The organism is Anaerosporobacter mobilis DSM 15930 (genome assembly GCF_900142955.1).
In the GTDB taxonomy this organism is placed as follows: domain Bacteria; phylum Bacillota; class Clostridia; order Lachnospirales; family Lachnospiraceae; genus Anaerosporobacter; species Anaerosporobacter mobilis.
In genome coordinates this window covers 151,449-177,022 of the sequence record NZ_FRCP01000014.1, presented here as the reverse complement: position 1 = coordinate 177,022, position 25,574 = coordinate 151,449, and the positions used below count along the sequence as shown (strand labels likewise).

Annotated in this window: 19 protein-coding genes; 3 read left to right on the top strand and 16 right to left on the bottom strand. The window is 35.7% G+C overall.

Annotated elements, in window-relative coordinates; all coding sequences use genetic code 11:
- The first annotated feature begins 44 nt into the window (after positions 1-44).
- The gene (locus BUB90_RS14420) at positions 45-1,145 is read left to right on the top strand and encodes a pyridoxal phosphate-dependent aminotransferase (RefSeq protein ID WP_073288978.1); all 1,101 of its coding nucleotides are present in this window, start codon (positions 45-47) and stop codon (positions 1,143-1,145) included.
- A gap of 161 nt (positions 1,146-1,306) precedes the next feature.
- On the opposite strand, the gene BUB90_RS14415 is transcribed toward BUB90_RS14420, so the two are convergent.
- The 12 genes from BUB90_RS14415 to srtB form a co-directional block, all read right to left on the bottom strand.
- A complete protein-coding gene (locus BUB90_RS14415; protein WP_073288976.1) occupies positions 1,307-2,302 on the bottom strand; it encodes a hypothetical protein in 996 nt (331 codons plus the stop codon).
- Between the two features lie 23 nt (positions 2,303-2,325).
- The gene (locus tag BUB90_RS14410; RefSeq protein ID WP_073288974.1) at positions 2,326-3,153 is read right to left on the bottom strand and encodes a glycerophosphodiester phosphodiesterase family protein; all 828 of its coding nucleotides are present in this window, start codon (positions 3,151-3,153) and stop codon (positions 2,326-2,328) included.
- 330 nt (positions 3,154-3,483) lie between these two features.
- On the bottom strand, positions 3,484-4,761 hold the full coding sequence (locus BUB90_RS14405) for an adenylosuccinate synthase (protein WP_073288972.1): 1,278 nt from the start codon (positions 4,759-4,761) through the stop codon (positions 3,484-3,486).
- A gap of 405 nt (positions 4,762-5,166) precedes the next feature.
- Positions 5,167-6,054 carry a LysR family transcriptional regulator gene (locus BUB90_RS14400; RefSeq protein ID WP_073288970.1) on the bottom strand — a complete coding sequence of 296 codons (888 nt, stop codon included), beginning with the start codon at positions 6,052-6,054 and terminating at the stop codon, positions 5,167-5,169.
- 199 nt (positions 6,055-6,253) lie between these two features.
- The gene (gene ilvC, locus BUB90_RS14395; RefSeq protein ID WP_073288968.1) at positions 6,254-7,264 is read right to left on the bottom strand and encodes a ketol-acid reductoisomerase; all 1,011 of its coding nucleotides are present in this window, start codon (positions 7,262-7,264) and stop codon (positions 6,254-6,256) included.
- Positions 7,265-7,397: 133 nt separating this feature from the next.
- Complete coding sequence (gene ilvN / locus BUB90_RS14390) at positions 7,398-7,901, bottom strand: acetolactate synthase small subunit (RefSeq protein WP_073288966.1); 504 nt, start codon at positions 7,899-7,901, stop codon at positions 7,398-7,400.
- Between the two features lie 420 nt (positions 7,902-8,321).
- A complete protein-coding gene (locus tag BUB90_RS14385) occupies positions 8,322-9,056 on the bottom strand; it encodes a hypothetical protein (protein ID WP_073288963.1) in 735 nt (244 codons plus the stop codon).
- A 132-nt stretch (positions 9,057-9,188) separates the two neighbouring features.
- Positions 9,189-9,836, bottom strand: coding sequence for a hypothetical protein (locus BUB90_RS14380; RefSeq protein ID WP_073288961.1), 648 nt, complete (start codon positions 9,834-9,836; stop codon positions 9,189-9,191).
- Positions 9,824-11,242, bottom strand: a complete 1,419-nt coding sequence (locus BUB90_RS14375; protein WP_073288958.1) for a sensor histidine kinase — start codon at positions 11,240-11,242, stop codon at positions 9,824-9,826. Before BUB90_RS14375 ends, BUB90_RS14380 begins: the two co-directional genes overlap by 13 nt.
- Positions 11,239-11,895: a response regulator transcription factor gene (locus BUB90_RS14370; protein ID WP_073288956.1), complete on the bottom strand. Its 657-nt coding sequence runs from the start codon at positions 11,893-11,895 to the stop codon at positions 11,239-11,241. The genes BUB90_RS14375 and BUB90_RS14370 overlap by 4 nt, the downstream gene beginning before the upstream one ends.
- 308 nt (positions 11,896-12,203) lie before the next feature.
- Positions 12,204-17,141, bottom strand: a complete 4,938-nt coding sequence (locus BUB90_RS14365) for an MSCRAMM family protein (protein ID WP_073288954.1) — start codon at positions 17,139-17,141, stop codon at positions 12,204-12,206.
- Positions 17,142-17,181: 40 nt separating this feature from the next.
- Positions 17,182-17,901 (bottom strand): class B sortase, encoded by a 720-nt coding sequence (srtB, locus tag BUB90_RS14360; protein WP_278277298.1) that lies wholly within the window; start codon positions 17,899-17,901, stop codon positions 17,182-17,184.
- Between the two features lie 350 nt (positions 17,902-18,251).
- Here srtB and BUB90_RS14355 point away from each other — a divergent pair, with 350 nt between their 5' ends.
- Positions 18,252-19,697, top strand: a complete 1,446-nt coding sequence (locus tag BUB90_RS14355) for a helix-turn-helix domain-containing protein (protein ID WP_073288949.1) — start codon at positions 18,252-18,254, stop codon at positions 19,695-19,697.
- An 85-nt stretch (positions 19,698-19,782) separates the two neighbouring features.
- Here BUB90_RS14355 and secD read toward each other — a convergent pair whose 3' ends face one another.
- The 4 genes from secD to BUB90_RS14335 form a co-directional block, all read right to left on the bottom strand.
- The gene (gene secD, locus BUB90_RS14350) at positions 19,783-21,918 is read right to left on the bottom strand and encodes a protein translocase subunit SecD (protein WP_073288947.1); all 2,136 of its coding nucleotides are present in this window, start codon (positions 21,916-21,918) and stop codon (positions 19,783-19,785) included.
- A gap of 156 nt (positions 21,919-22,074) precedes the next feature.
- Positions 22,075-23,466, bottom strand: a complete 1,392-nt coding sequence (gene scfB / locus BUB90_RS14345; RefSeq protein ID WP_073288945.1) for a thioether cross-link-forming SCIFF peptide maturase — start codon at positions 23,464-23,466, stop codon at positions 22,075-22,077.
- A gap of 161 nt (positions 23,467-23,627) precedes the next feature.
- On the bottom strand, positions 23,628-23,771 hold the full coding sequence (scfA, locus tag BUB90_RS14340; protein WP_073288943.1) for a six-cysteine ranthipeptide SCIFF: 144 nt from the start codon (positions 23,769-23,771) through the stop codon (positions 23,628-23,630).
- 71 nt (positions 23,772-23,842) lie between these two features.
- On the bottom strand, positions 23,843-24,217 hold the full coding sequence (locus BUB90_RS14335) for a TIGR04086 family membrane protein (protein WP_073288940.1): 375 nt from the start codon (positions 24,215-24,217) through the stop codon (positions 23,843-23,845).
- Between the two features lie 254 nt (positions 24,218-24,471).
- On the opposite strand from BUB90_RS14335, the gene BUB90_RS14330 reads away from it, so the two are divergent.
- Complete coding sequence (locus tag BUB90_RS14330) at positions 24,472-25,338, top strand: PHP domain-containing protein (protein ID WP_073288938.1); 867 nt, start codon at positions 24,472-24,474, stop codon at positions 25,336-25,338.
- The last annotated feature ends 236 nt before the right edge of the window (positions 25,339-25,574 follow it).

Genomic DNA, 25,574 nt, shown 5'->3' with positions numbered 1-25,574 from the left:
TAAAGAAATTGCTATAGATTAGAAATATGAAAGGATGAATTAACATGATTAAACATAAAGATCATTTTCATGGAAGCGACTTAGAAGCCATTGAACGAGTTTATGGTATCAAAAAAGAAGATATCACTTCCTTCAGTGCGAATGTCAATCCGCTTGGTGTATCGTATCAATTACGTGAGTGCTTAGCTTCCCATATAGATGCCATAACCACTTATCCAGACCGAGAGTATACTTCTCTACGTAATTGCATTGCAACCTATGCGCATACAGATGCTTCGAACATTATCGTTGGAAACGGTTCAACAGAGCTCATCTCTTTAATGATACAAATCAAATCTCCTAAAAAGGCATTGATAATCGGTCCAACCTATTCCGAATACGAACGTGAGGTTTCCCTTGGTGGTGGAAGTTCCTTCTACTTCGCTTTACAAGAAGAAGATGATTTCAAATTAAATATTGAACTCCTTTGTTCCAAATTAACTTCCGATATCGATTTGCTTATCATCTGTAATCCGAACAACCCAACATCAGGTAGTATCCATCGTAAAGACATGCGTAAGATTCTTGATCACTGTAAGAGAAATGATATCTTTGTTATGGTGGATGAAACTTACATTGAATTTGCACCTGATATGGAGCAGATAAGTAGCGTTCCTTTAACGAATGATTATAATAATATTATTATTTTACGTGGCATCTCCAAATTCTTCGCTGCTCCTGGTTTGCGTTTGGGTTATGCAATATGTGGTAACACTGACCTAATCAAAGAAATTAATAACAAGAAAAACCCTTGGACGATTAACTCTCTAGCCGCAATCGCTGGTGAAATCATGTTCAATGATATAGAATATATTAATTCAACGAAGCAATTGATTAATACAGAACGCAAACGAATCTACACATATCTTGACGGTGTTTCAAACATTAAATACTACCCATCAACGGCTAATTTTATATTATGTAAAACCCTTGACGATACCGTTACTTCTAACGACTTATTCGAAGCAGCTATTCGCAACGGATTGATGATTCGAGATTGTTCAACCTTTCCTTTCTTAGATGACCATTATATACGTTTCTGCTTCATGTCACCTGAAAAGAATGATGAACTTCTTGCTGTGATTAAGGAAGTTTGTAATCGTTAATTATTGATAATACAATCAAAAACGACAATCTTTATTTTTTTGAGATTGTCGTTTTCTTTACTTATTCACTTATTAATATATAATTCAAGAGATCACTCGTAATCATTATAGTCAAGGGAATTGAAGACTGAAAATTAATCAGATAATCCGTCTGGCTTTGGTCAAATATTAGCAAAGAATCGATAGAATGCATGCAACATATCAACCGCTGCAATAAACAAAATAACTGCCACGGAGAAGTTTGCTATACTTTGCATCGAAATTGATTGCCAAGCAATTGTTGTAACCCCCGTACTTTGCATTTGATTAGCAAAATCCGCATTCCAGATTCCTGGGAATCTGAACAAGAAGAAACCACCAATCGCATTCAATATCGTAGAGGTTCCTTTCCAGATCAACAGTACAAAATCCGGACGATTTCTCCATATTGCAGCTATATTATACCCCATCGATACCATTAGCATAATAGTTATGAATACTTTAAAATCTTGAATACGCCCAGCTACGAAAAGAGGGATTCTTTGAATATTCTCGCCGTCTCTTACTACCGCACCTACAAACAGATGAGTACCTGCAACATAAATTACAACTAGTAAAACTATTTTAAGAAACAAACCAATTATGTAATCCATTCTCTTATTCGGTCTCTTAATCTTTGGATAACGTAGATGAAATACTGTCCATTTTCCTCTTGAATGTTCTTCTTTTTCCTCTTCATTCTTACGAATATAATTTGCAATGTAAAAAATCAACGTTATGAATACATATATAACAACAAGGCTAATTACTAGGTTTTTCAAAATAAACAATGCGCCCACTTCGTTACCATTACCGGTGTCCATGCAAAGGTAAGCTACCACATTACCAATAACTACAAAGATTAACGACAACAATAATACTCTTTGATAGGATGCGGCACTTTCTTTCCCAATAATCTTGCTCTTACATCTACAATAACCTCTTCCTAATTCCCTGGGATCTCCGAGAGCATCTAAAACCTTCAACGTTTCTTCTTCAGACATACTTTCCACACTCTTATTCCCTTGTTTTACAGCTTCCTCTTCAATTTTTTTATAGATATCTTCCTTAACTGATTTTCTCTTTAAAAAAGTTACATGTATTAAGACTTCTTCAACGTATCTCTTAATCAAATGCATATTCTTACTTACCTCTTGCTTTCTTAATTCTTAGGACAAAACTGTTCGAAGATAATATGTTCAAAATACCCTTCACACTCCTGCCTTGCTTGTTCACTACGTACCGTCCAGGCAAATGTATAGGGTCTATATAGCTTTGAACACAAATAAAATGACATGGCATTACGATATTGATAATTATATGCTATAAAATCTGGTCTTGCCAACCAGTTAAACAAAAGATTTTGCATAAGAAATAATAACAGTTTATTTCCCTTTTGCTTATCCTTGAAAAACATACTGGATAGTTGACCTCGCATTACCGTATTATTATGCATTCTATACCATAAAAGCCCTAGCGGATTGAACGATTCCACACAGTAAGCACCCTTGTATCTGCTTAGCACTGCATTCACGAACTCACAAGTTCTCTTATAGTTATACTCCAACTTTAGTTCCACTATTATAGGCACTTTTCCATCTATAACTCTTAGAACTTCATCAAATCTTGGAATTTTACAATTTGATTTTAATAAAGTATACTGACATAATTCCTCATAAGTCATATCACTTACTTTTCGATCTACACCACACATTCTCAAGATTGTATAATCATGGAATACCACAATCACTTCATCCTTGGTCAATTGTACATCAAGTTCTATACCATAATTATTCCTTATTGCATTCTCAAAAGCAGGAATTGAATTCTCTGGCGCCTTGGTCTTATTATCAAACAGTCCTCTATGTGCAAAAAACCAGCCTTTAAACAAAGAATCATCGGCACGGTGTATCATTCTTGGCATAATTGCTAGAAAGTATACTATAACAAATACAACAATTATAGCCAGAATACTTATAATCGTATTCATTCTACTTGTTCCTTTCCCACTATTAATCAATAACCAAATCAAATGTAATTATACAACCAAAGATAAAACATTTCAACCAAATAAGCCCTACACCAAAAGGTTAGTTAATGAAATCATAAAGCAATAATAGAATCTCGGGTCCTTCGACGTAGATGCCTTGTCTGGTTCAACAGCACCTCAGTGGAGACTAAAGATGCCGTTTCATGATGCCTAGAACAAGCATTAGCCGAAAAACACTTCCTAATATACAATAAAATCCCAAGAGAATTAACACTTATAAAAGTCTTAATCTCTTAGGATTGTTATTATCAATCTATACCAAGGTAATTCTTAGCGATGGATTATCTCTTCTCTTCCTGGGCCATTTGATACCATCGTAACTGGCACTTCTAATTCTTTCTCAATGAATTCGATGTATTTTCTACAGTTTTCTGGAAGATCTTCGTACTTAGTAATTCCACGGATTTCTTCTTTCCAACCTGGTAAAACTTCATAAACAGGCTTTGCTTTTGCAAGTTGTACCGTTGTTGGGAAATCTTTTGTTACTTTACCATCGATTTCATAACCAACGCAAACTGGAATTTCATCAAGATAGCCAAGTACATCAAGTACAGTAAGAGCTACCGCCGTAGCACCTTGAATTCTGCAACCATAACGAGAAGCAACTGCATCAAACCAACCCATTCTTCTTGGTCTACCTGTTGTTGCGCCGTATTCACCGCCGTCACCGCCACGTTTTCTAAGCTCGTCTGCTTCCTCACCAAAGATTTCACTTACGAATTCACCGGCACCTACAGCACTTGAATATGCTTTAACTACAGTAACAATTTCTTTGATTTCATATGGAGGGATACCCGCTCCAATCGCACCATAAGCTGCTAATGTAGAAGAAGAGGTAACCATTGGATAGATACCAAAATCAGGATCTTTTAATGAACCTAATTGTCCTTCTAATAAGATGTTCTTACCATCTTTGATTGCTTGATGTAAGTAAGCTGCAACGTCACAAACATAAGGAGCAACCATTTCTTTATATTCCATTATTGTGTTATATAATTCATTCTCATCAATTGCTGGTTTATGGTAAAGATGTTCCAAAATAACATTCTTTTGTTCACATACTCTTGCAATTTTTTCTCTAATAACTTGCTCATCAGCAAAAAGCTCTGAAACTTGGAAACCAATTTTGGCATATTTATCTGAATAGAATGGAGCAATACCTGATTTTGTAGAACCAAATGAAGCTTTTCCTAAACGTTCTTCTTCATATTGATCAAATAATATATGATAAGGCATAAGGATCTGAGCACGGTCTGATACTAATATTCTTGGTTTTGGTACTCCTCTTTCAACAAGCCCTTGTATCTCCTTGAATAAAAATGGTATATTTAAAGCTACACCATTACCGATAACGCTTGTTGTATGATCATAGAATACTCCTGAAGGTAATAAGTGAAGTGCAAACTTTCCGTAATTGTTAATAATTGTATGACCTGCATTACTCCCACCTTGGAAACGTACAATTATGTCCGACTCTTGTCCTAACATATCGGTAATCTTACCTTTTCCTTCGTCTCCCCAGTTAGCACCTACTATTGCTTTAACCATGTCTGAATCCTCCTAAAATCGTATTTATAATATCTTTAATCTTTTATTTTACTAGTTAATTTCGACGTTCTCACCAGCACTTAACCATTATACCACATGACAGACATAAGTAAAATCAATATTCATTATACCCTGCATAACAATTACTTATATTGCTTATTGTTTTACCCTGTAATACCTACGGATTATTACGCACTTCATGCTCCCACAATCCTAAAATCACTCAAAAACCACCCTGTTCGGCCTACTTTCTCATGCTCTGCGGTAGCAACGTCATGTTTTTTATGCATATATGAAACACATGACCTTTTGACCCTAGTATCCTATCATATTATTGGTCAGATACGTATTATTATGCTTAGCAATATAGAAATTATCATAGTAATCAACAACAAGATATCTATTTTAACCTTCTTCCAACATAGCTAACAACTTCTTAGATGCACCTGAGATTGAATTCTTCTCACTAGATATAATGCAGATATTTCGCTTGGGTACTGGTTTATCAAAATGCAACTGAAACAACTCGCCAGATTCCAAATATTTTTTTGCAAAATTACTCACTACACAACCAATTCCTAAGTTACGAATTGCAAATTGCACGATAATATCACTTGTAGCTAACTCAAACTCAGGATTAAGTACTACATGATTCCTAGATAAAAACTCATCCATATACCTTCTAGTACTTGTATTATGTTCCAGACAAATAATCGGTAGGTCTTCTAGTTCTTGGTAATGCATCATCTTATTCTTGTATACCCAGAATTTGTTCCCTGCTACGAAGATATCTTCAATCTGTTGAATTTGCGTAACTTTAAAATCCGGTTTAGAAACAAAAGGAGAACTTACACATCCAAAATCAATCTTACCTTCTTTTAGATACGAAATCGTCTCTGGTGTTGGTGCATTAGTGACATTAACTTTTATATTCGGATACATCTCATGAAAACGTTCTAGATAGGGTAACAGACAGAATTGCAACGTCATATCACTTGCACCAATACGAATCTCTCCCGTTTCCAAATCCATCATTTTCTTAAACTTTTCTTCGCCTATCAAGATTGTTTCATAACCTTTTTGGACATAAGAAAAGAGAGATTCTCCTTCTATCGTTAATTTCGCACCTTTTGCCGTACGAACAAACAAGTCACTACCAAGACTTCTCTCTAACTGCTTAATTGCCTGACTAACTGCGGGTTGTGATATACATAATTGCTCTGCCGCAGCAGTTATTCCACCATATTTGGCAACATAATAAAAGATCTTATAATATTCTAAATTTACGCTCATTCTTATATACCCACTTTCTTCCTTAAAAAGCTTCTCCAATTCGTTCTTTCGCTAACTTATCGGGTAAAATCAAATGCCGCTTCGCGTCGCTTGATTTTCTTCCGATAAGTTACATTATAGCATGACTTCTTTGGGGTGCAAGAAAAAAGCAGAAACAAAATCATTCCTGATTCGTTTCTGCTCTTGTTTATAGCAAATCTTAGTTATCGATTAATTTACTTTCGCTTGTCCAGCTCATTAATTTACGAAGTTCAGCACCAACTTTTTCTACTGGGTGTTCTGCTTCTTTTCTTCTCATAGCGTTGAAATTAGTACATCCGATTTGGTTTTCTAATAACCAGTTACGTGCGAATACACCTTCTTGGATATCTTTTAATACTTGTCTCATCGCATTCTTTGTATCTTCAGTGATGATTTTTGGTCCAGTGATGTAATCACCATATTCTGCAGTATTAGAGATTGAATATCTCATTCCTTCGAAACCACTTTGGTTGATTAAGTCAACGATTAATTTCATTTCATGGATACATTCGAAGTAAGCACTTTCTGGTTCATAACCAGCTTCTACTAATACTTCATAACCACATTTCATAAGTGCTGAAACACCACCACAAAGAACTGCTTGTTCCCCGAATAGGTCAGTTTCAGTTTCTTGACGGAATGTTGTTTCAAGAACACCAGCTCTAGCACCACCAATAGCAAGTGCATATGCAAGACCTAACTCATGAGCTTTACCTGTTGCATCTTGGTGTACAGCGATAAGGCAAGGAACGCCTTTACCTTCTTGGTATTGACTTCTTACTGTATGTCCAGGTCCTTTTGGAGCAATCATAACTACATTAACATCTTTAGGTGGAATGATTTGTCCAAAGTGAATTGCAAAACCATGAGCGAACATTAATGTGTTACCAGCTTCAAGGTTTGGAGCTATTGAATCATTGTACATCTTAGCTTGTTTCTCATCATTGATAAGAATCATAATCATATCTGCCTTTTTTGCTGCTTCTGCTGCTGTATATACTTCAAATCCAGCTGCTTCAGCTTTAGCCCATGATTTACTTCCCTCGTAAAGACCGATGATTACGTTAGCACCTGATTCTTTAGCGTTTAATGCATGAGCATGTCCTTGGCTACCATAACCGATAACAGCTATTGTTTTTCCTTCTAATAATGATAAGTTACAATCTTGTTGATAATAAATCTTTGCCATTTCTTTTTCCTCCTGAAAAAATATTGTATAACATACATGAAGCAATAATCGCTCCAAATATTCATTATTAAACCTATGCTTCGTTCTTTGAATTCTTTATGTACCTATGTATTCATCTGACGAAAGCTCAACCTTAATCCAGATAATCTGAGATATCACCAGAACCTCTTTCCAAACCGGTAAGCCCAGTTCGTACTAATGCCTTAATGGTATATCCTTCCAATAAATTTATAAATGCATCTAATTTAGCTTGATTACCTGTTAATTCAACCATTAACGATTCCTGAGAAACATCAACAATCTTCGCTCTGAAGATATCAGCCACTGCAATAACAGCTTGTCGTTGATGTGCACTTGCCTGAACCTTTACTAAGATAAGCTCACGGCAAACGGATTCTCCATCTTTTAATTCTATAACCTCTTTTACATCTTCTAACTTATTTAACTGTTTTTCAATCTGTTCGAGAATCTGATTATCACCTGACACTGCTACTGTCATTCGTGAATATGCAGGGTCTTGTGTTTCACCAACGGATAAACTATCAATGTTATAACCTCTTCTACTGAATAAACCAGCTACACGGCTAAGTACACCTGCAGTATTGTCTACTAAGATAGATAATACCATTCTTCTCATGGATAATACTCCTCCCTACTGTCCTTATTGAAACAAAATGCCCGACACCACAAATACATTTGCGACGGGGCATAAACTGCTACTTCATAAGTTATTTCTTTGATTATTTGTTCATAATCTTGCTTGTATTGTAACAATTCCCATCCTTTTTGTCAAGCTTAGTTAAGTTATAACTTTACCAGTTTAAACGGCTATAATCAGCCTTTTTTACCAACTTTATGTACAGTATTTCCCATCTGTTTTTCTTCTTATTCTGACTACAAACTTAAGCAAACAAAGGAAACACAACATATTCTATGGTTTTGCTTTATTATTAAAACAAAAGAGTTGCATACATATTATTCCACTTCTATAACTCCTTTGATTACCTTATATAATTAATTCGTATGGGAACGACCTTGTTTATCCTTATACAATTGGTTATTCAGCTAGCAAATTCATACCTGTAATTCCCTTATCCATCTCTGCTACCAAATCATTGGCTATAATCGCATTCCCAGTAATCCCTTCTAGATCCTTGCTCATCTTACCATCGGATACTCTTGGATAACCATCCCCTTGGAATTCAAGAATAGAATATTGGCTTTGTGCTCCACCTCCATAAAAAGGAACAATGAGGTCATGAACTCCATTGGTTACCTTATCACTTACAATAATCGGAGTATTAACAATCGTAAAATCCTGTTTAACATGTAATTCTCCTCCATTGTTAGTAACCCATAAAGCGTTGCTTCCACCTGAACCACTTGTATAAGGTCCCATAACAATCACAAACAATTCTTCTTCTCCATCGTCATCGAGGTCGACTCTATTATAATAATACTTTGTTGATTCATGATAGTCTTTCGGTATCTCATAATAAGTAATAATAAGTTTTCTCAATTCCTCCAGTCTTTGCGTCTCTGCTTTCTCTCCTTGAATACCCTTAGGCAACTCCACCATAGGCACATCATTCTTAACTTCTTCCTCTTGCGTAATCAATGCTGCTGCATTTTTCTCCTCATCTGATAGTTGATTTAAAATGCTCTCCGCAGATACTACTTCTTGTGTATCGTTTGATGTTTTGGCGATCTTGTTGCTACACCCTGTTATTGCTAGAAACACTGCTGCTAATAAGCAAGTAACAAACACCTTTTTCTTCTTTAATGTAATCATACAAACTCCCTCCTACAATGCATCTTATGGTTACTATTCAGCCTCGCTTTCATAGCAACAAATCTTAGAATGTGTTCCCTATTGGTATCGTCGTCTTTTATATTCTAGAGATAGATTATATCGAACGGTATCCTACTCTTCCTTTTTTAAATATCCCTTCCATTCTTCAAGGATTTTCTTATTTAATTCATTGTTACTAAAAGAATCTGAGTCCAATGCAATTATTTTTCCCGATTCCTCGTCCAGTACAATTTTATATATAACCTTATCTATTTCTAACTCACCTTTCCACAATACAAATGCCTTAGATGGTACCTTTACAGGAATCATTAAATATGGCTTTATATCAATATCTTCTTTAACGGGTCCATACAAATCCATCTTCAAAGATGGTATTTTACTCAATTCCCGAAAGCATTGTAATCTGGCTTCATACAAACTAAAAGAACTGCCCGTATCCAACAGTACATATTCCATATTACTGTCATCGCTAAGCATATTCCCCTTCTCTTCTATTCCATATTCTTCCTGATTATACAGCTCCTTATCTTCCATTACTACGTTCTTCTTTTTTTCATTTCCTATTGTTTCTTCATCTTGTATTCTAAAGAAAATCCTAGGGGTAATTACTGTAATTAGCGCAAACACTAAAGCGATTGTACTTCCTACAAAATAACGTAAGATTCTTCTCATATTAATAACCATGCCTTTCTCAAAGCCTACAAAACTTTGGACCGTAAGTACAAAGTTACGTGTGAAATCTCCTACTAATTCACACAATCCTCCTTCCAGATAACGGATACCTTTGTTCCCTTGCCAACTTCACTTTCAAACAGCATCTCTCCTTGATGCATCATCATAATTTGTGAACAAATACTTAGTCCAAGCCCAAATCCACCTTCAAGCCTCGACCTAGACCTATCAACTCGATAAAAAGCTTCCTCAATTTTCCCAAGTTCTTCTTTTGGTATACCTCTCCCATTATCTTGAATACTAATAATATTCCTGTTATTAATCTGTTCTGCACTTACTCGAATTTCTCCATTTTCCAAAACTGCCTTTCTCGCATTTTCCAAAAGGTTGCTTAATACTGTTTTCATAAGTTCAATATCTGCAGTTACGAAAAAGGAAGTATCCTCTATTATAACTTGTACATTCTTTTCTTTCATCTTCTCCCTCACTATATAAAAAGAATCATCAAGTAATTGTTTCATTGATACCTTTTCCAACATAATAGCCGTATCCTTCTCTACCAAAAGCTCTAACATTTTAAAGGATAGACTTTCCAACCTTTTTCCTTCTTCAAATATATAATTGGCAGCAAGAAAATACGTTTCTTCATCCAATTTCCTCGTCCTCATTAGATCTGCATAACCTATTATGGAGGTTAATGGGGTTTTTAGTTCATGAGAAAAGCTTCCCACGAAATTATCTTGTCTTCTTGCATACTCTTCCAAATCCAGAATGTTTTTTTGAACATGTTCCGTCATCAGATTAAATCTCCTGGCAAGCATCCCTAATTCATCTTTACTTCCTTCCTGAACTCGAACCTCCAAATCTCCCTGAACAATCTTTTCAGTTGCATCCGTCATCTCACTAATAGGTTTAAGCAATATCTTTACAATTCCAATATTAACTGCCCCAAAAACCATAACCATGCATAAAGTAATAATCGAACTAACATGTAACATTTCTTCTCTTAATGTATAGGTTTTGGTTATATCTTGCGTGTTTATAATTAAAATACTATTCTCTTCTAGATTAAGCCTAGTACACATTTGAATATAATAAGACTTGCCACTCTTATAAGTCTTATATATCAATTCCTGTTCATCTTTTGGTATCTCTCTTACTGTTCCATACCCAGCAAACAACCGATTGCTGCTAATAACATTACCGTTCAAATCAATTACCGCAAACTGTCTTCTCTCATTCTTCCAGTTAATTTCCAAACGCTTAAGAACTCTTTCAAGAACACCCACTTGCACACCATACATAGATTTATCGTACTCTTTCACAAGAGTATGCATTCCCATTCTCATCATAGTATTTTCATTTTCTGCTTCCGTAATTTCCTTTTGCATTTCATTATCAAACATACTGTATATAAGAATTGTAGAACTGGCACATAGCGTAATCAATACTAGAATATAGGTACTTATTAATAACTTCCATGAAAATCTCATACGCACTCTAAACGATAGCCAACTTTATGAACGGAAACTATTTTCTTCTCCCAATTCAACTTCTTTCTTAACCTTTGAATATGCAAATCAACCGTTCTACTATTGTCGCTAAGTTCTCCTTCCCAGACTTTTTCGTATATCTGATCCCGAAACAGAGCAATATTTTTATTTTCAATAAAATACAAAAGAAGCTGATACTCCTTCTCTGTCAGATGGATTTCTTCTCTCCCTTTTGTTACAGCATGAGCTTGTTGATCAATTAGTAAATCTTCATATTCAACAACCTCCTTGGTTTTATGATATCTTCTCAGAACACTTTCTACTCTAGCTATTAATTCAATTACTTCAAATGGTTTGGTTATGTAATCATCGGCTCCTGTTTTTAATCCTTTTACCCGGTCTTCAACCTTACCTTTGGCAGATACAAAGATAACCGGAATTTCCATTGGCTTGATAAAGTTAATCAGTTCATAACCATCCACCTTTGGTAGCATAATATCTAGCAATACTAAATCATATTTCCTTTCCAACAATTTATCAGATGCTTCCATACCATCATACACGGCTTCACAATCGTATCCAGATGTACAAAGACTTATCCTAATTAAATCTGCTATTGGTTTTTCATCTTCTACAATTAATATCTTATACATATCTATCTCCATCAATCCTTACTAGCATCATTATAATACCACCATATTGTAAACAACTTGTATCATCCTTACAAGATTATTTTAAGTCATCCAGTAATTACATAGATTAAAACCACACAAAAATCCCAAAATGTTGCATACCTATAACGTTTTTTATATATTCATCATAGACACACACCATCTCGGGATTATCTTTTCATGTACTATTTACTTTTAACTAAAACGAATTACTCTCTTTCCTTCAACTATTTCTTGTATTCAAAGGATTGGTAGAATCTAGATTACTCCTTATCAAATTGATTTATTGTTTACTTTAATTGATCAGAGGATTTATCTTGCTTCGGCGCTACCTGTTTTACATTCATTCTTTTATTCTGACGCTTCCAAAATACCACTAATCCAATTGCAGTAACAATAGAGAGAATAATACAAGTAATCCACAATACATAATGTGATTTAACACCTGTTTTTGGAAGTGAACTATTGGAAATTGTCTGTGAATCTTTTTGGTCACCTTTTCTATTATTGGCTTCCTTCTCATTCAAGGCAGAGTTATCCTTTTGGTCATTTCCCTTCCCAGACTTTGAATTGTTTGGTATTTCATTATCCTTACCACCATTTGATTCCGATCCATCATCTGATTCATCAGGCACATTTGGTTCATTAGGATTTGGTTTCGTTGGTTTCGTTGGTTTCGTTGGCTCTGTCGGTTTCGTCGGTTCTGTTGGTTCCGTTGGCTCCGTCGGATTTGTTGGTTCTGTTGGATTCGTTGGCTCAACTGGTTTTACTGGAGTTTTCTTATTTGTTATCGTAAGTGGTACAGCCTCATTTATTCCAACTGGTACCTCTATCCAGTTATTAGAGAGTACATATCCTTCTGGTGCGGCTACCTCTTTTACATAATATGTTCCTTGACTGAGTCCTGTAAAACTGCAGACACCATTTTGATCCGTTGTTTGTTCTCCCAAAAGTGTAACCTTGTTCTGCCCATATAGAGCAAAAGTTGCCTTCTCTAGAAATTCAGAACCATCTTCATTTGTCTTGGTAATTTGAATGGACGCTTTTTCATCCCAGCCTATGAGATAATTGCCTATCTCTTTTGACAAAACTTCACCATTAATACCTGTAGTTATGGTGAAAACGTCTGAACTTAATATATACCCTTGTGGAGCAGTAATCTCTTTTAGATAATAGGTATGATTAGGATATAATCCAGTAAAGCTAAGTGTACCATCAGCGATGGTAGTCTGCGCCCCGCTCACGTTCGTCGTACAAGTTTCATCTTCATAAAGTTGAAACTCTGCTCCGGAAAGCTTCTTCGATGAGTCAAGTGCATCTACTTTCGTAACCTTTAACGTAACATCGGCCTTATCATTGGTAACTGCACTGATATCTGAAATTGCCCATGTTTTTTTGGCGATTACTTTGATTGTTTGTTCTGAGAATACATATCCCGCTGGAGCTGATAATTCTCTTACATAATATGTTTGTTCTGGATACAGACCATCAAATGTAATAACACCATTACTGTCACTTGTACTTGTTAACGGTTTCCCACCATCTATTACTGGTAAAGTACATTCTTTATCTGTATAAATTGCAAATACAGCACCCGGCAATACTTTTGAAGAATCTTTACTATCTATCTTTTTCAACTTAATTTGCGCACTGGCAGCATCCCCAGTTGGAACATTAATAACATCGATAACCGCTGCTGGATCATAATTCGTTATATCCAGTTCGTGCCACTCTGAGTTAAGTTCATACCCTAATGGAGCCGTAATTTCTTTCCAGTACAAGGTTTGAATACCTTTTACTAGACTTTTAGGAATGGCAAGTGTACTGATTCCAGTAGCACTATCACAAGTAGCACTTACTAATGGAGTAGTATCCGTTTTCTTTGCATAAAGTCCAAAAACAGCGCCTCCTAAAACGTTTCCTGTTTCATTCACCTTTTTAATTTGTAAGGAAACAAAACTTGTTTTTGGCAATACCATTTTTGCATTTCCGTTGGATGCGACTTTCATAGTATTGTAAGTATTCTTAATAGAACTGGTATCTGGAAGTACACTTCCTACCAAACGAATATCGTTTTTCAGGTCTACACCAGTTCGAACAATATAGGTTTTATAGGTAAGAATATATCCTTTTGAAGCATCAGGAATATCTACTGTAAGTGTACGTGATGCCGCATCATAAGAGATAGCAGTATCAATTGGCGCTCCCACCGGTGTCAACTCCACCGTATATGTGTTAGAGGAATTTGTCGTCTTCAATACACCTGCATTATATAACTTCACACTATCAAGATCTAGATATAAACCATCTGGTAACGTATCTTCTAACTGAAGTTTTTGGCCTGCTGGTAATCCGTTCAAAAGATCCATACCCAAAGGATTTAACTTCACGGTGTAATCTGCAGTTAAACTCTGTTCGTTTTTAATTGCCGTTTTACTAAGCGCTTTATTAGATAACGTTAAAGAAGTCTCACTTTTAACAATTTTCGGATTCGTCTGACTTGTCAACTTTGCAGTGTTTGTAAAATCAACTTTGTCTTTGGTTCGAAACGCCTCCGTATCTACATCTACTGTTGTAGTAAACGTAATCGTTTGTTTAGTTTTTACATTGGACAAATTAATCGTAATGTTCTTTGTTCCATCTACGGTAAATGTATTCGCTCCAGTAAAGCTTCCGCCGTTAAGTGTTGCATCCTCAGCATTGCATGACAAACCATCTACAAGATCATCGGTAATTATAACATCACCTAAATCCGTTTCATTAGAATTAATGATCAAACGCCATGTTAGTTTTTTAGTAACCGGATCGTAAGATACATGTTCTTTGGTCAAAACATTACTCGATGCAGGGATTGATGCCGTAGCAGAAACATCTGCCGCTATCGGAGTGCCATCTACTGTTGTGCCCGCCTTTGTCATGGTAACTTTGTTTACAAATGTCTTACTGGCGTTTCCTGCGTAGAAACTTGGATCAGTAGCATAAGTTTTCAATTGAAAAGCGAAACTATTTTTTCCTAGATTACTCATTTTAATTGTTAATTTATTCCCAATTAATTCAACTTGCACACTATCTTGTACCGTGCTACTTAGCCCTGCATCATTTAAACCTTTCTTCACAGCAGCTAAGATGGTAGCTTTAATTCCATCAACAATTGCTACATCCATACTTTCTTCTGGTACAAAACTATGTTTTGGATCCATAGCAGACAAATCATCCACCAATTCAACCTGAGTTAAATTAACCTTATTTGGATTCACCTTAATTTCCCATGTTAATGAATGATCTTTTTTATTATAACCTTTCCCAGACTTTACTATCATCGTGTTGTTAATACCATCTGGTTTTTTCGAAACCGATGGCGGAGAGAACATACCACTTATTCCACTACCATCTGGCCATTCATATTTCAGTTCAGCATAGTTTTTAATACTGTTATCATTAAGATTTGAGGTTTGATCAAAATACTCCTGTTTTACCGTTGTCGTATATGTAATCCTATATATCTTTTCTGAGGTCGCTGGTACTTCTGCTTTCACCAAATCAAGCGTCATCTGTGTCTTACCACCAGTAGCAGGAACAACCGATTTTATAAAGGAAACAACCACACCATTCTCATTAACTACCTCAATACTATTTTCATCCAAAACCAAACCTTCACCCATTGTATCGATTAGAGTAAGATTCTTAAAATTACGACTGGCTGTCTTTACCGTTACTTCCCAATTAATCTTCCAATCAGTTTCTCCACCAGAAGGAGCTATCGCGTTTCCGTCTTTGTTAATCATGATACGTCCAGACCAATTGTTTGAAGATACCGTCGCCGTACTGCTTCCTTGCACACCTTTTGCATCTGTATTATTTACTTTCGCAACGATGCTATTCGTATAACTTATACCAGAAGTAGTATTAGTCCAGATTTTCTGCAATTCTCCATCTGTTAGCTTGGTCTTATAGGTAAATGTAAGCGTTTGACCGCCTTGAATATTCGTAAGGTCACAGATTAAGGTTTCGTCTTCTTTTGTGATCCAGTTTGTTTTGTCTACTCCATTTACCATTACTTTGGCACTATTCTCTATATAGGCAAGCCCTTCTGGAATAGCATCTGTAAGCTTAGTAGGTATATCACCTGTATAAGCACTAACCGGATGCGTGTAGGTAACCGTCCATTCCACTTCACCTTCCTCATTCCATGTGCCAGCTACTTTATCTAGCTTAGGAGCTTTTGGAACGAGTTCACTTACAGTTATCGTTACACTATCAGAAAGTAAATCGATAGTGATCTTTCCTTGATCATCTGCTTTCAGACTTTCATCAAGCTTGCATTCGTAATCTATGGAAGCATCTCCAAGTAAAGAAAGAGCATCATATTCTTCACCCTCTATCGTATATTTACCCATATCCATAAATTCAATATGTAACTTGTTGATACCTGCCTTCCATGAAATAGTTGCAAATGGTAAATCCGGAAAACCAACCGGAACATTCTGCGCTTTTATCATGGCTGAACCATCTGCAGATGGTATACCAAATTCCTCAGGCAAGTCAAGGTCGTAAGAATCTAAAGCCTTCACATCCGCAAGACTTTTCCAGTTCATTCGTAATATGAAGCTATCTTTCATGCTAACAGTAGCTCCAGATGTGATTGGTGTCTCACCCGCATCCGTCTTCTTAATCAGTTCTATGGAGTCGGGAGCAGCACCTGTATTGCTTGTTTGTACAATACCTGTAACATTTAAGTCTATTCCAGCTATTTTAATCTTTCCAGCTGCCACTTTTCCTTGATCAATTTTACAAGGAATACTTAACGTTTCTATAACACTTGCTGCATTTACAGCAGAACCCGTTGCTATCTCCCCTGGATTTTCCGTATCTCCAGATTCTCCACTACTTTTTGAAGTCACGGTAATCGCATTCCCACTTACTGTGATATCATATCCTTCTAAACTTCCAGAAGAAATATTCGGAAGAACACCATCTGGAAGTGTAACGATAACACCAGTTTCCAAATCATTCTTATCCACGGATACTCGCCATGTCAGGCTGTCATTAACTTCTATAGAATCGTTAGCTGTTAAAATTTCATTGCCTTTTAACAATTGACCAGTTATATCAGCTCCCGTCTCTGCCGCCTCCACACTATATCCCAAGAATGTAAGACTATTAATTACCATTAAGAACACTAATATAAATGAGATTGCCTTCTTTATTTTGTGCATTATTCTCACCATTAAAACTAACCCCTTTTCCTTTCTTTTTATTAATAATTTGTTAAGGTGAAACATACCCCACAATCGCTAAACGTGCATCCTCAAAATCGTATGCACAAGTTGACAATATGACAAGCTTATCACCTGAAACTGCCGTTACATTGCTCTGAAAAAAGGATTTGCTTTGTATCTCTTCTATATAAGAATAAAATGATTCCGATGAATCAAAGTCCTTTGGATAAGGATTTGATGAACCATCTACAAGATATGCTGCCAGCAATACAATACTTTTTTTCCCCTCCAATGTATAAAGCTCAAGTTCTGAATGTTCCTCATAGAAATCTTGTTTTCGATAGTTTTTTAACTCTCCAAACATTTCACCATCTTGCACCATATGTCCATATATGATAGAAACTGGTGAAGAAAAATCACTATTGACACTTCTGTCTAGAAAAATGGACCCCTGTTTGTTAGCTGATCCATCTGGAAGGTGATTCAAATAAAAACTATTATCATCCGTTTGCATAATTGGATAATCAATCTGAATATCCTCACCTCTTATCCAACCAACCATGTTTGGGTAAGCCTTCATCATTTGCATAAGCCATTGATTTTTTCCCACCAAAACTTTACTAGAACTGTCATTCTCCTTTTTCTTCTCCTGTAATATTGTTTCTTCTTCAGTGAGTAATTGTTCCCTTTTCGAATTCATATTTTGGTAAAACTCCTGTGCTTTCATTTTAGGCCTCATTTCATACCATAGCCCACATAATCCAATCATAGCAATGATAAGACACAAAGATAATAACCACAAATATTTCTTTTTCGTTAGTATCACGTTTTCTCCCCCAAGAAAACCTCATTTCGTCTCACTTCTTCTAATTGGGAAACAATCGTAAATTGGGATTTTCCTTAAAATTATTAATTACGCATTTATTATACTTGAACTAATAATGAAAAATTGTTCTATTTTTACGTTAGATTAAGCAAAAATTGATAAAAGCTTGTTCTAAACTATTTTTAATGATAGAAATCTTAAGAATATTTTGGCAAAACATAATTGACGTACTTATGTTGAATTGATAGAATACTAATAATATTCAGAATTGATATTAGATTGGAGGTGTTACATTGCGCAAACTTTTAGATGCGTCTTCACAGAGAATGATTCGAATTCTTGAAACTTTTGCTATACACGAAGAATGGATTACTCTTTCTGACCTCTCTTCAGCAATTGGCGCTAGCGAACGAACCGTTGCCGAAGACATCTCGAACCTTCAACAACGTTGGGGGAAGAGTCTGCACATTGAGGTTTCCAGAAAAAACGGTGTAATTATGCATAACCGAAATATAGCCTCTGTTGGTCGAGTCTTCACGGATCTCTTTAACGACTCAGTTGCCTTACTTTGGGTGAAAGAACTGCTATTCAATCCGAATATGCCAATTGATTTTTATGAAACTAAGTTATTTGTGAGTCGCTCTACACTCATACGACTTATGACCAGAATAAATCATTTTTTATCAGACCGGGGAATAACTATTCAGTGTGTTAACAATAAATATCAGCTTATTGGAAAAGATGAACAATACCTCCGTGATTTCAGTGCCAGCTTCTTACTTGAACTATATGGATTTGATCTGCAAAAATACGAAATAACTATAGATATGAAGGTCATGGGTGAAATAGTTATGTATCCAATCTCTCAATATCTTGAGCCGAGAGAACTATCTTGGGTGCTCAACGATGACATAACTATCACCTATTGGTTAATGTTTTATATCATTTCTCTTGTACGAGAAAATCAGGGTTATACAATCACTTCTCATTATCCAGTAGAGAAGGAAATTGACACTCAAAAATTAACTTACTTACAAGGTAACTTTCCTAACATTACATTAGATAATCTACGACCAATTCATCAATTAATCTACAATCGTTCCTGTGGTTGGGATTCTGCCTCAGAGAAGTCTCTGGTATCAAAAGAAACCGATGCATTTTTTCAACGGTTTTTTTCGATTATTCCAGTTACACCCAATGAAGACACAAAATATTTAATGGGATTTATGCTTAGATTGTTGTATTTGAATAAAAAATACCGCCCGATAAAGACCTCTACCTTATTTAATCGGATTTACTATTTTTCTCTTTCGCTTAAGAAGACCAATGGCCTCTTATATCAAGTAGTGGAAGACAATCTTAAACCATTCTCCCAGAATGTACATATTGATTTATGCCCGAATGTGGACGACGCATTATTTTGGTTGTGCTTGATCTGTCCAGAAATGAGCTATTATACACAAGCTAAAAGAGCTTTGCTCATAACTGATTTTGGTATGCCACATGCCAAATTCTTAGTAAATACATTATCTTCCTTTTTCAACACAAAGTATACAGATTCTCTTCTAATCGACATTGCTCACACTCATTACCTCTTAACTGCAGCTGATGTAAAAGGCTTTGATATTATCATTACTACCATACCAGATTTGCACTTGCATCATAAGAAGATATTTTTGATCAATGATTATCCAAGCTATACAGATTTCATGGAAATCTGCATATTACTCAATAAATAAAACCTTACTATTATAATACTAAAAAAATAGACAGCCGCTTTACCTTAGGTAAAGCAAGCTGTCTACATAGTTCTCTAAAAACTAATTATGCAATTTTTTTCTTGCCAATCTTTTTCTTCATCACATACCATAAAGTACCTGTAATACAGATAGAAGAATATGCTCCACAGATAATTCCCGCCATTAATGGCAATGTAAATTCACGAATGGAATCAACGCCAAGAATAAATAATACAAATACCATAATGAATGTCGTTAATGACGTATTGATACTTCTGCTAATCGTTTGGCTTATACTTCGGTTAACGATATCTTCAAGCACATCGGTTCTCTTCATAGCCGCTTTGTTTTCACGGATACGGTCAAAGATAACAATGGTAGCATTGATGGAATAACCTACAATAGTTAACATACATGCAATGAATGTATTACCTACGGATATTCTTGCCACAGCATATACCATTACCACTACGAGTACATCATGAATCAAAGCTAATACCGCACTTGTTGCGAAGTTGATATCCTTGAATCGGAACCAGATATAGATTAACATACAGATTGCCGCAATGATAACAGATATAATAGCATCCGACTTCATTTCATTACTAACTGTTGCTGAGATACTTTCCATAGTAATCTTGGTTTCATCTGCTTGATATGTTTCTACGAAAGCGTCCGTTACAGCTTTTCTTTCATCAAGATTTAATTCTCTAGTCTTAATAACTACTGCTTTCTCTCCAACTACTGGAGAAACTCCAACTTCTGCTTCGCCTATTAGATCCCCAACGAATTTTTCAAGTTCTGTATTCGCTGGAACTGTTTCAGGGAAAGTAACTTGAGTCGATGTTCCACCCTTAAAATCAAGACCATAATTAAGAATATTTCCAGTTGACGCTTTATTCACAAACAAGGCAACAACTCCGATTGCAATTAACACACCTGAAATTGCGAAGAATTTTTTGATATGTTTTGTAAAAGCAAATACTTTTACTTCTTTTTGAATACCATAGAATCTTTCTTTGTCAAAACCTAAGTTATACAGTGCAATTAATGTATACTTTGTAACTACTAAAGCGGTAAACATAGAGATAACAATACCAATCGCTAATGTTTGAGCAAAGCCTTTCACGGTACCAGAACCTTTGAACCATAACACAGCTGCAGCAATTAACGTCGTAACGTTACCATCAACGATTGCTGATAGAGCTTTATCAAATCCGATTTTAATAGCCGAACGAACTGTCTTACCAGTTGCAAGTTCTTCTTTTATTCTTGTGAAGATAATGACATTCGCATCAACTGCCATACCTATGGATAAGATAATACCAGCTATACCTGGTAATGTTAAGGTTACATTCGCCCCATTCAAAACAACAAGAATCGCTGCAACATATAGACTTAGCGCAATACTTGCTGCAACGCCTGGAATTCGATAAAATACAATCATAAAGATGATTACAAGTATGAAACCAATAACCGCTGCTATTATACTTGTATCAAACGCCTCTTCCCCTAGATTAGCACCTACTACGTTGGAACGAATCTCTTCTAACTGAAGTGGAAGTGCACCGATACGAATTGTTGACGCAAGGTTTCTAGCTTCATCATATGATCCTTGTGAGATTTGCGCTTCTCCATTCGTAATTGCAACTTGTACAACTGGAGCAGAGATAACTTTGCCATCATATACTATCGAGATGGTTTGTCCAATAAATTTTTCTGTTGCTTCTTTGAATAATTTTGTTCCCTTCGTATTCAAAGTAAGATTAACTACATATTTGGTTACTCCATTTTCTTGAGTAGTTCCTTCTTTTGCAGTCTTAATGTGAGAACCATTGATAACCTCATTACCATCTGGGTCTACGAATGAAATTGATCCAGCTTTACCAAGCTCTGAAAGAACTTTGTTGGCATCTTGAACCCCAGGGATGTCGATATTAACTCGATTATTCCCCTCTTGGTATACACTTGCTTCCGTGCTGTAGTTCTCAACACGTTTTTGCATCTTATATACCGTATCACTCATTTCAGTTGCTGTTGGATTCTCTTTAACAGTTTCATACGTAATACTTACACCGCCCGCTAAATCAAGACCCAAACGAATGTTTTTCGCACTACCTTTGTGCTCTTTGCCAAGACCCACTAATGCAACAGTTGATAACCCTACTATTACCAAAAGTACAATTAGTAGATGTACGACACCTTTTTTCTTGTCCTTCATAAAACTAAATTACTCCTTTCCTACGTGTGGAGACTTTGTGCGTAGCACAATTCCCCGACTGAAAATGTAACTTTTCAGCCTATTCACCTCAGTAAATTTAGTAGTAGTGACCTGCACAGTCACCAAGCTCGCCTAGTGGCAAACTATTGTTTATTCTTATTCTGCTTCAGCTGCCTTAATCATAATCGCACATTCCACGCGTTTTCTTTGCAAATCACAACCAATGTCATAAGCATCGTCAATTTTACCATGGAATTTATATGAATTTGCTGCACAACCGCCACTGCAGTAGAATCTAGCAAAACAATCTCTACATTTATCCTTTGCATACACATTACAAAGTTTGAATTCATCACAGCATGTTGTATTCTTAATCCCTTCGAATACATTACCAAGTAAGAATTCATCTTCACCAACGAATTGATGACATGGATATAGGTCTCCCCAAGGTGTTACCGCAAGATATTCTGTTCCCGAACCACAACCTGATAAACGTTTTGCTACACATGGTCCACCAGTTAGGTCTATCATAAAATGAAAGAAGTTAAATCCCTTTCCTTCTTTCTTACGTTTAATCATCTCTTTTGCTAACTTATCATATTCTTCGTAGATTTTAGGTAAATCTTCTTCACGAATAGCATATGGCTCTTCTGGAAGCGATACTACAGGTTCTACTGAAATCTGTTTAAATCCTAAATCCGCTAGATGAAGTACGTCTTCTGAAAAATCAAGATTATTTCGTGTAAATGTTCCTCTAACGTAGTAATTTGTTTGATTACGTGATTCTGCAACTTTCTCAAACTTAGGTACAATAAGATCATAACTTCCCTTACCATTTCTTGATGGTCTCATATAATCATGTACATCTTTTCGTCCGTCAATACTTAATACGATATTTGCCATCTCTTTATTAGCAAATTCCATAATATCATCATTCAATAACACACCGTTTGTAGTTAATGTGAATCTAAAATTCTTATTATGGATTTTCTCTTGTTCACGTCCATACGCTACCAAATCTTTTACTACTTGCCAGTTCATAAGTGGCTCACCACCAAAGAAATCGACTTCTAGATTTCTTCTGCTGCCAGAATTCTCAATTAAGAAATCAAGAGCCTTCTTACCAACTTCGTAACTCATAAGTTCTCTATGTCCCTTGTATTCGCCTTCTTCTGCGAAACAATATTTACAAGCAAGGTTACAGTCATGAGCAATATGAAGACATAGAGCCTTAACAACTGTTTGACGTTTCTTAAAATCTGTAATGTATTCCTTATATATATCTTCCGAGAAAAGAGCTCCTTGTTTCTTTAGCTCTTCAATCTCTTCAATTGCTTCAATTACATCATTAATGTTGATTGGAGCTTCTAATTTTGCAGCATTTTCAGGTTTTGAATATTTGTCCATCATAGCTGCAATAATAGTATCTGTATCATTATCCTCGAACAATTCAATAATATCATAAACTAAATCATCCACGACATGAATCATTCCGCTATTAACATCTAATACAATGTTATAGTCATTATTTTTATATTGGTGAATCACTTTGGTACTCCTTTCAGTTTTCACACAAAATCTTGGCGAAAAATTAACTTCCATACATTTAATAAGCAGCGACAGTGGCCGCTGCTTATATTTAGCAAGTTTTGAATAGTTACTAATTATTTGATTAGGACTTATACTTATGTTAACCTCTAGTCACTAGATTAGTTATTATTCTCACAACTTTGGTTTCCTACAGTACATGAAGTCTTACAAGCTGATTGACATGAAGTTTGACATTCACCACAACCGCCTTTTTTCATAGACTCTTTAAGGTTTCTAGTGTTTAAAGTCTTGATACGTTTCATTATGTAACCTCCTTTGCTTCTTAAACTCGATATATTATATCATAAGTTATATTACTTGTCAAAATTACAAATCAACTAATCATCCCACCTAACATGCCACCAAGTAGGCACATTCCAAGTACGGTTACTATACTGCCCGCCGAACCAAAAGCAGCTTTGTTCATGACGATTGAGATAATAATAACAAGCAAAAAGTAAATAGCTCCGATAGCAAGCCCCCACAGAAATTTCCTTGCTTCAACCTTTTTCCCAATAAAAAAACCACCCACAAACGTGGAAAGTATGTATGCAAGTATAACTCCTACGCTAACTACTCCACTTGGAATCTGAACTTTAAATAGGATAAAAGATAGCAGAAGTAAGATAACAGCTGTAACAATGTACGAAAAAATCAACGCTTTAGCAATATGAATTGGAAGTGTATTTTTCCCTGCGGCCTTATTCATGCCTTTGTCCTCCTGTCACTATGTATAGTTCATATATATTACCTCTCGTAACGTATTATGACAGACTACAGGCAATATTTTGCAGGAATTCTTTTATATTCTCCTATTATATCAACTTTATTAATCAAGAATAGGCTTTAAATATTCATGATTAACGTTATACAAATATGGCTCTCCCCTTGTAAATTTAGCAGTAATCTTGTATCCTAGTACATAAGAATTATTATGAAATCTACAAACGAAAGGAGAACTCCATGAAATATATTGACTTACATGTACACTCAAACATATCTGACGGAACTTTAACACCTACAGAAGTTGTTGATAAAGCAGTCAGCAGTGGATTATCTGCTATTGCATTAACAGACCACGACACGGTGCTTGGCATACAAGAAGCAAGACAAGCCGCCGCAAAACATGCCTCGAACGGTTATGAGATTGAGATTATCCCAGGTGTTGAAATCTCTTCTTCTTACAATGGGAAGGATCTTCATATTCTCGGTCTCTATATTGATGATACGAACGAAATCTTAATCAAAACACTCGAGAATGCAGTAAAAGAACGTGAAGAACGAAATATCAAGATGATTCATAATCTTAATGCTGCAGGAATCCCTATTACTTTAGAAGCCTTAAAAGAGTCTGAACCAGACGCTGTTATTACAAGAGCCCACTTTGCCAAATACTTAACTGAAAACGGATTTACTAAAACACGTAATAAAGCCTTTGAAAAGTATTTAGCTGCTGACGGCCCTTATTATGTGCCTCGTCAATTCATAACTCCAGAAGATGCAATCAAACTAATCTTGCAAGCAGGTGGAATACCTGTTCTTGCTCATCCTCTACTTTATCGTTTACCTGCCGATGAACTATCTGAACTAGTGAAGAATCTTAAATCACTTGGTCTAGCCGGAATTGAAGCTATATATACTTCCCATACCGGTTGTGACGAAAGCGATGTACGTCGTTTAGCACGTCTGAATGATCTATTATTAAGCGGTGGTTCTGATTTCCATGGAGATAACAAACCAGATATTGCAATCGGAAAGGGACGGGGAAACCTCAAGATTCCTTATCAATTGTTAGAAGTCATGAAAGAATATAAAAACACTATTAAATAACTTCACACTAACGTAAAATGAACAGAGGTTGTAACAAGTGGATTCTATGTTATCCACCAATTGTTATAACCTCTTTTTCATGTCAGCACAGTACTGACTACGTATTAAGTTAAGCGAGAACTTGTTGCGAATTAACAATGGTTTGCATTACATAACAATCTATAAACAGTGCAAATTGATGAATCAAAATATTGATCGATCTTTTGACACCCGAATCATTATATAATTTATTCTAC

Coding starts and splice junctions, on each gene's coding strand:
- BUB90_RS14420 (WP_073288978.1), top strand. CDS start 45: ATGATTAAACATAAAGATCATTTTCATGGAAGCGACTTAGAAGCCATT.
- BUB90_RS14415 (WP_073288976.1), bottom strand. CDS start 2,302: ATGCATTTGATTAAGAGATACGTTGAAGAAGTCTTAATACATGTAACT.
- BUB90_RS14410 (WP_073288974.1), bottom strand. CDS start 3,153: ATGAATACGATTATAAGTATTCTGGCTATAATTGTTGTATTTGTTATA.
- BUB90_RS14405 (WP_073288972.1), bottom strand. CDS start 4,761: ATGGTTAAAGCAATAGTAGGTGCTAACTGGGGAGACGAAGGAAAAGGT.
- BUB90_RS14400 (WP_073288970.1), bottom strand. CDS start 6,054: ATGAGCGTAAATTTAGAATATTATAAGATCTTTTATTATGTTGCCAAA.
- ilvC (WP_073288968.1), bottom strand. CDS start 7,264: ATGGCAAAGATTTATTATCAACAAGATTGTAACTTATCATTATTAGAA.
- ilvN (WP_073288966.1), bottom strand. CDS start 7,901: ATGAGAAGAATGGTATTATCTATCTTAGTAGACAATACTGCAGGTGTA.
- BUB90_RS14385 (WP_073288963.1), bottom strand. CDS start 9,056: ATGATTACATTAAAGAAGAAAAAGGTGTTTGTTACTTGCTTATTAGCA.
- BUB90_RS14375 (WP_073288958.1), bottom strand. CDS start 11,242: ATGAGATTTTCATGGAAGTTATTAATAAGTACCTATATTCTAGTATTG.
- BUB90_RS14370 (WP_073288956.1), bottom strand. CDS start 11,895: ATGTATAAGATATTAATTGTAGAAGATGAAAAACCAATAGCAGATTTA.
- BUB90_RS14365 (WP_073288954.1), bottom strand. CDS start 17,141: ATGGTGAGAATAATGCACAAAATAAAGAAGGCAATCTCATTTATATTA.
- srtB (WP_278277298.1), bottom strand. CDS start 17,901: ATGATTGGATTATGTGGGCTATGGTATGAAATGAGGCCTAAAATGAAA.
- secD (WP_073288947.1), bottom strand. CDS start 21,918: ATGAAGGACAAGAAAAAAGGTGTCGTACATCTACTAATTGTACTTTTG.
- scfA (WP_073288943.1), bottom strand. CDS start 23,771: ATGAAACGTATCAAGACTTTAAACACTAGAAACCTTAAAGAGTCTATG.
- BUB90_RS14335 (WP_073288940.1), bottom strand. CDS start 24,217: ATGAATAAGGCCGCAGGGAAAAATACACTTCCAATTCATATTGCTAAA.
- BUB90_RS14330 (WP_073288938.1), top strand. CDS start 24,472: ATGAAATATATTGACTTACATGTACACTCAAACATATCTGACGGAACT.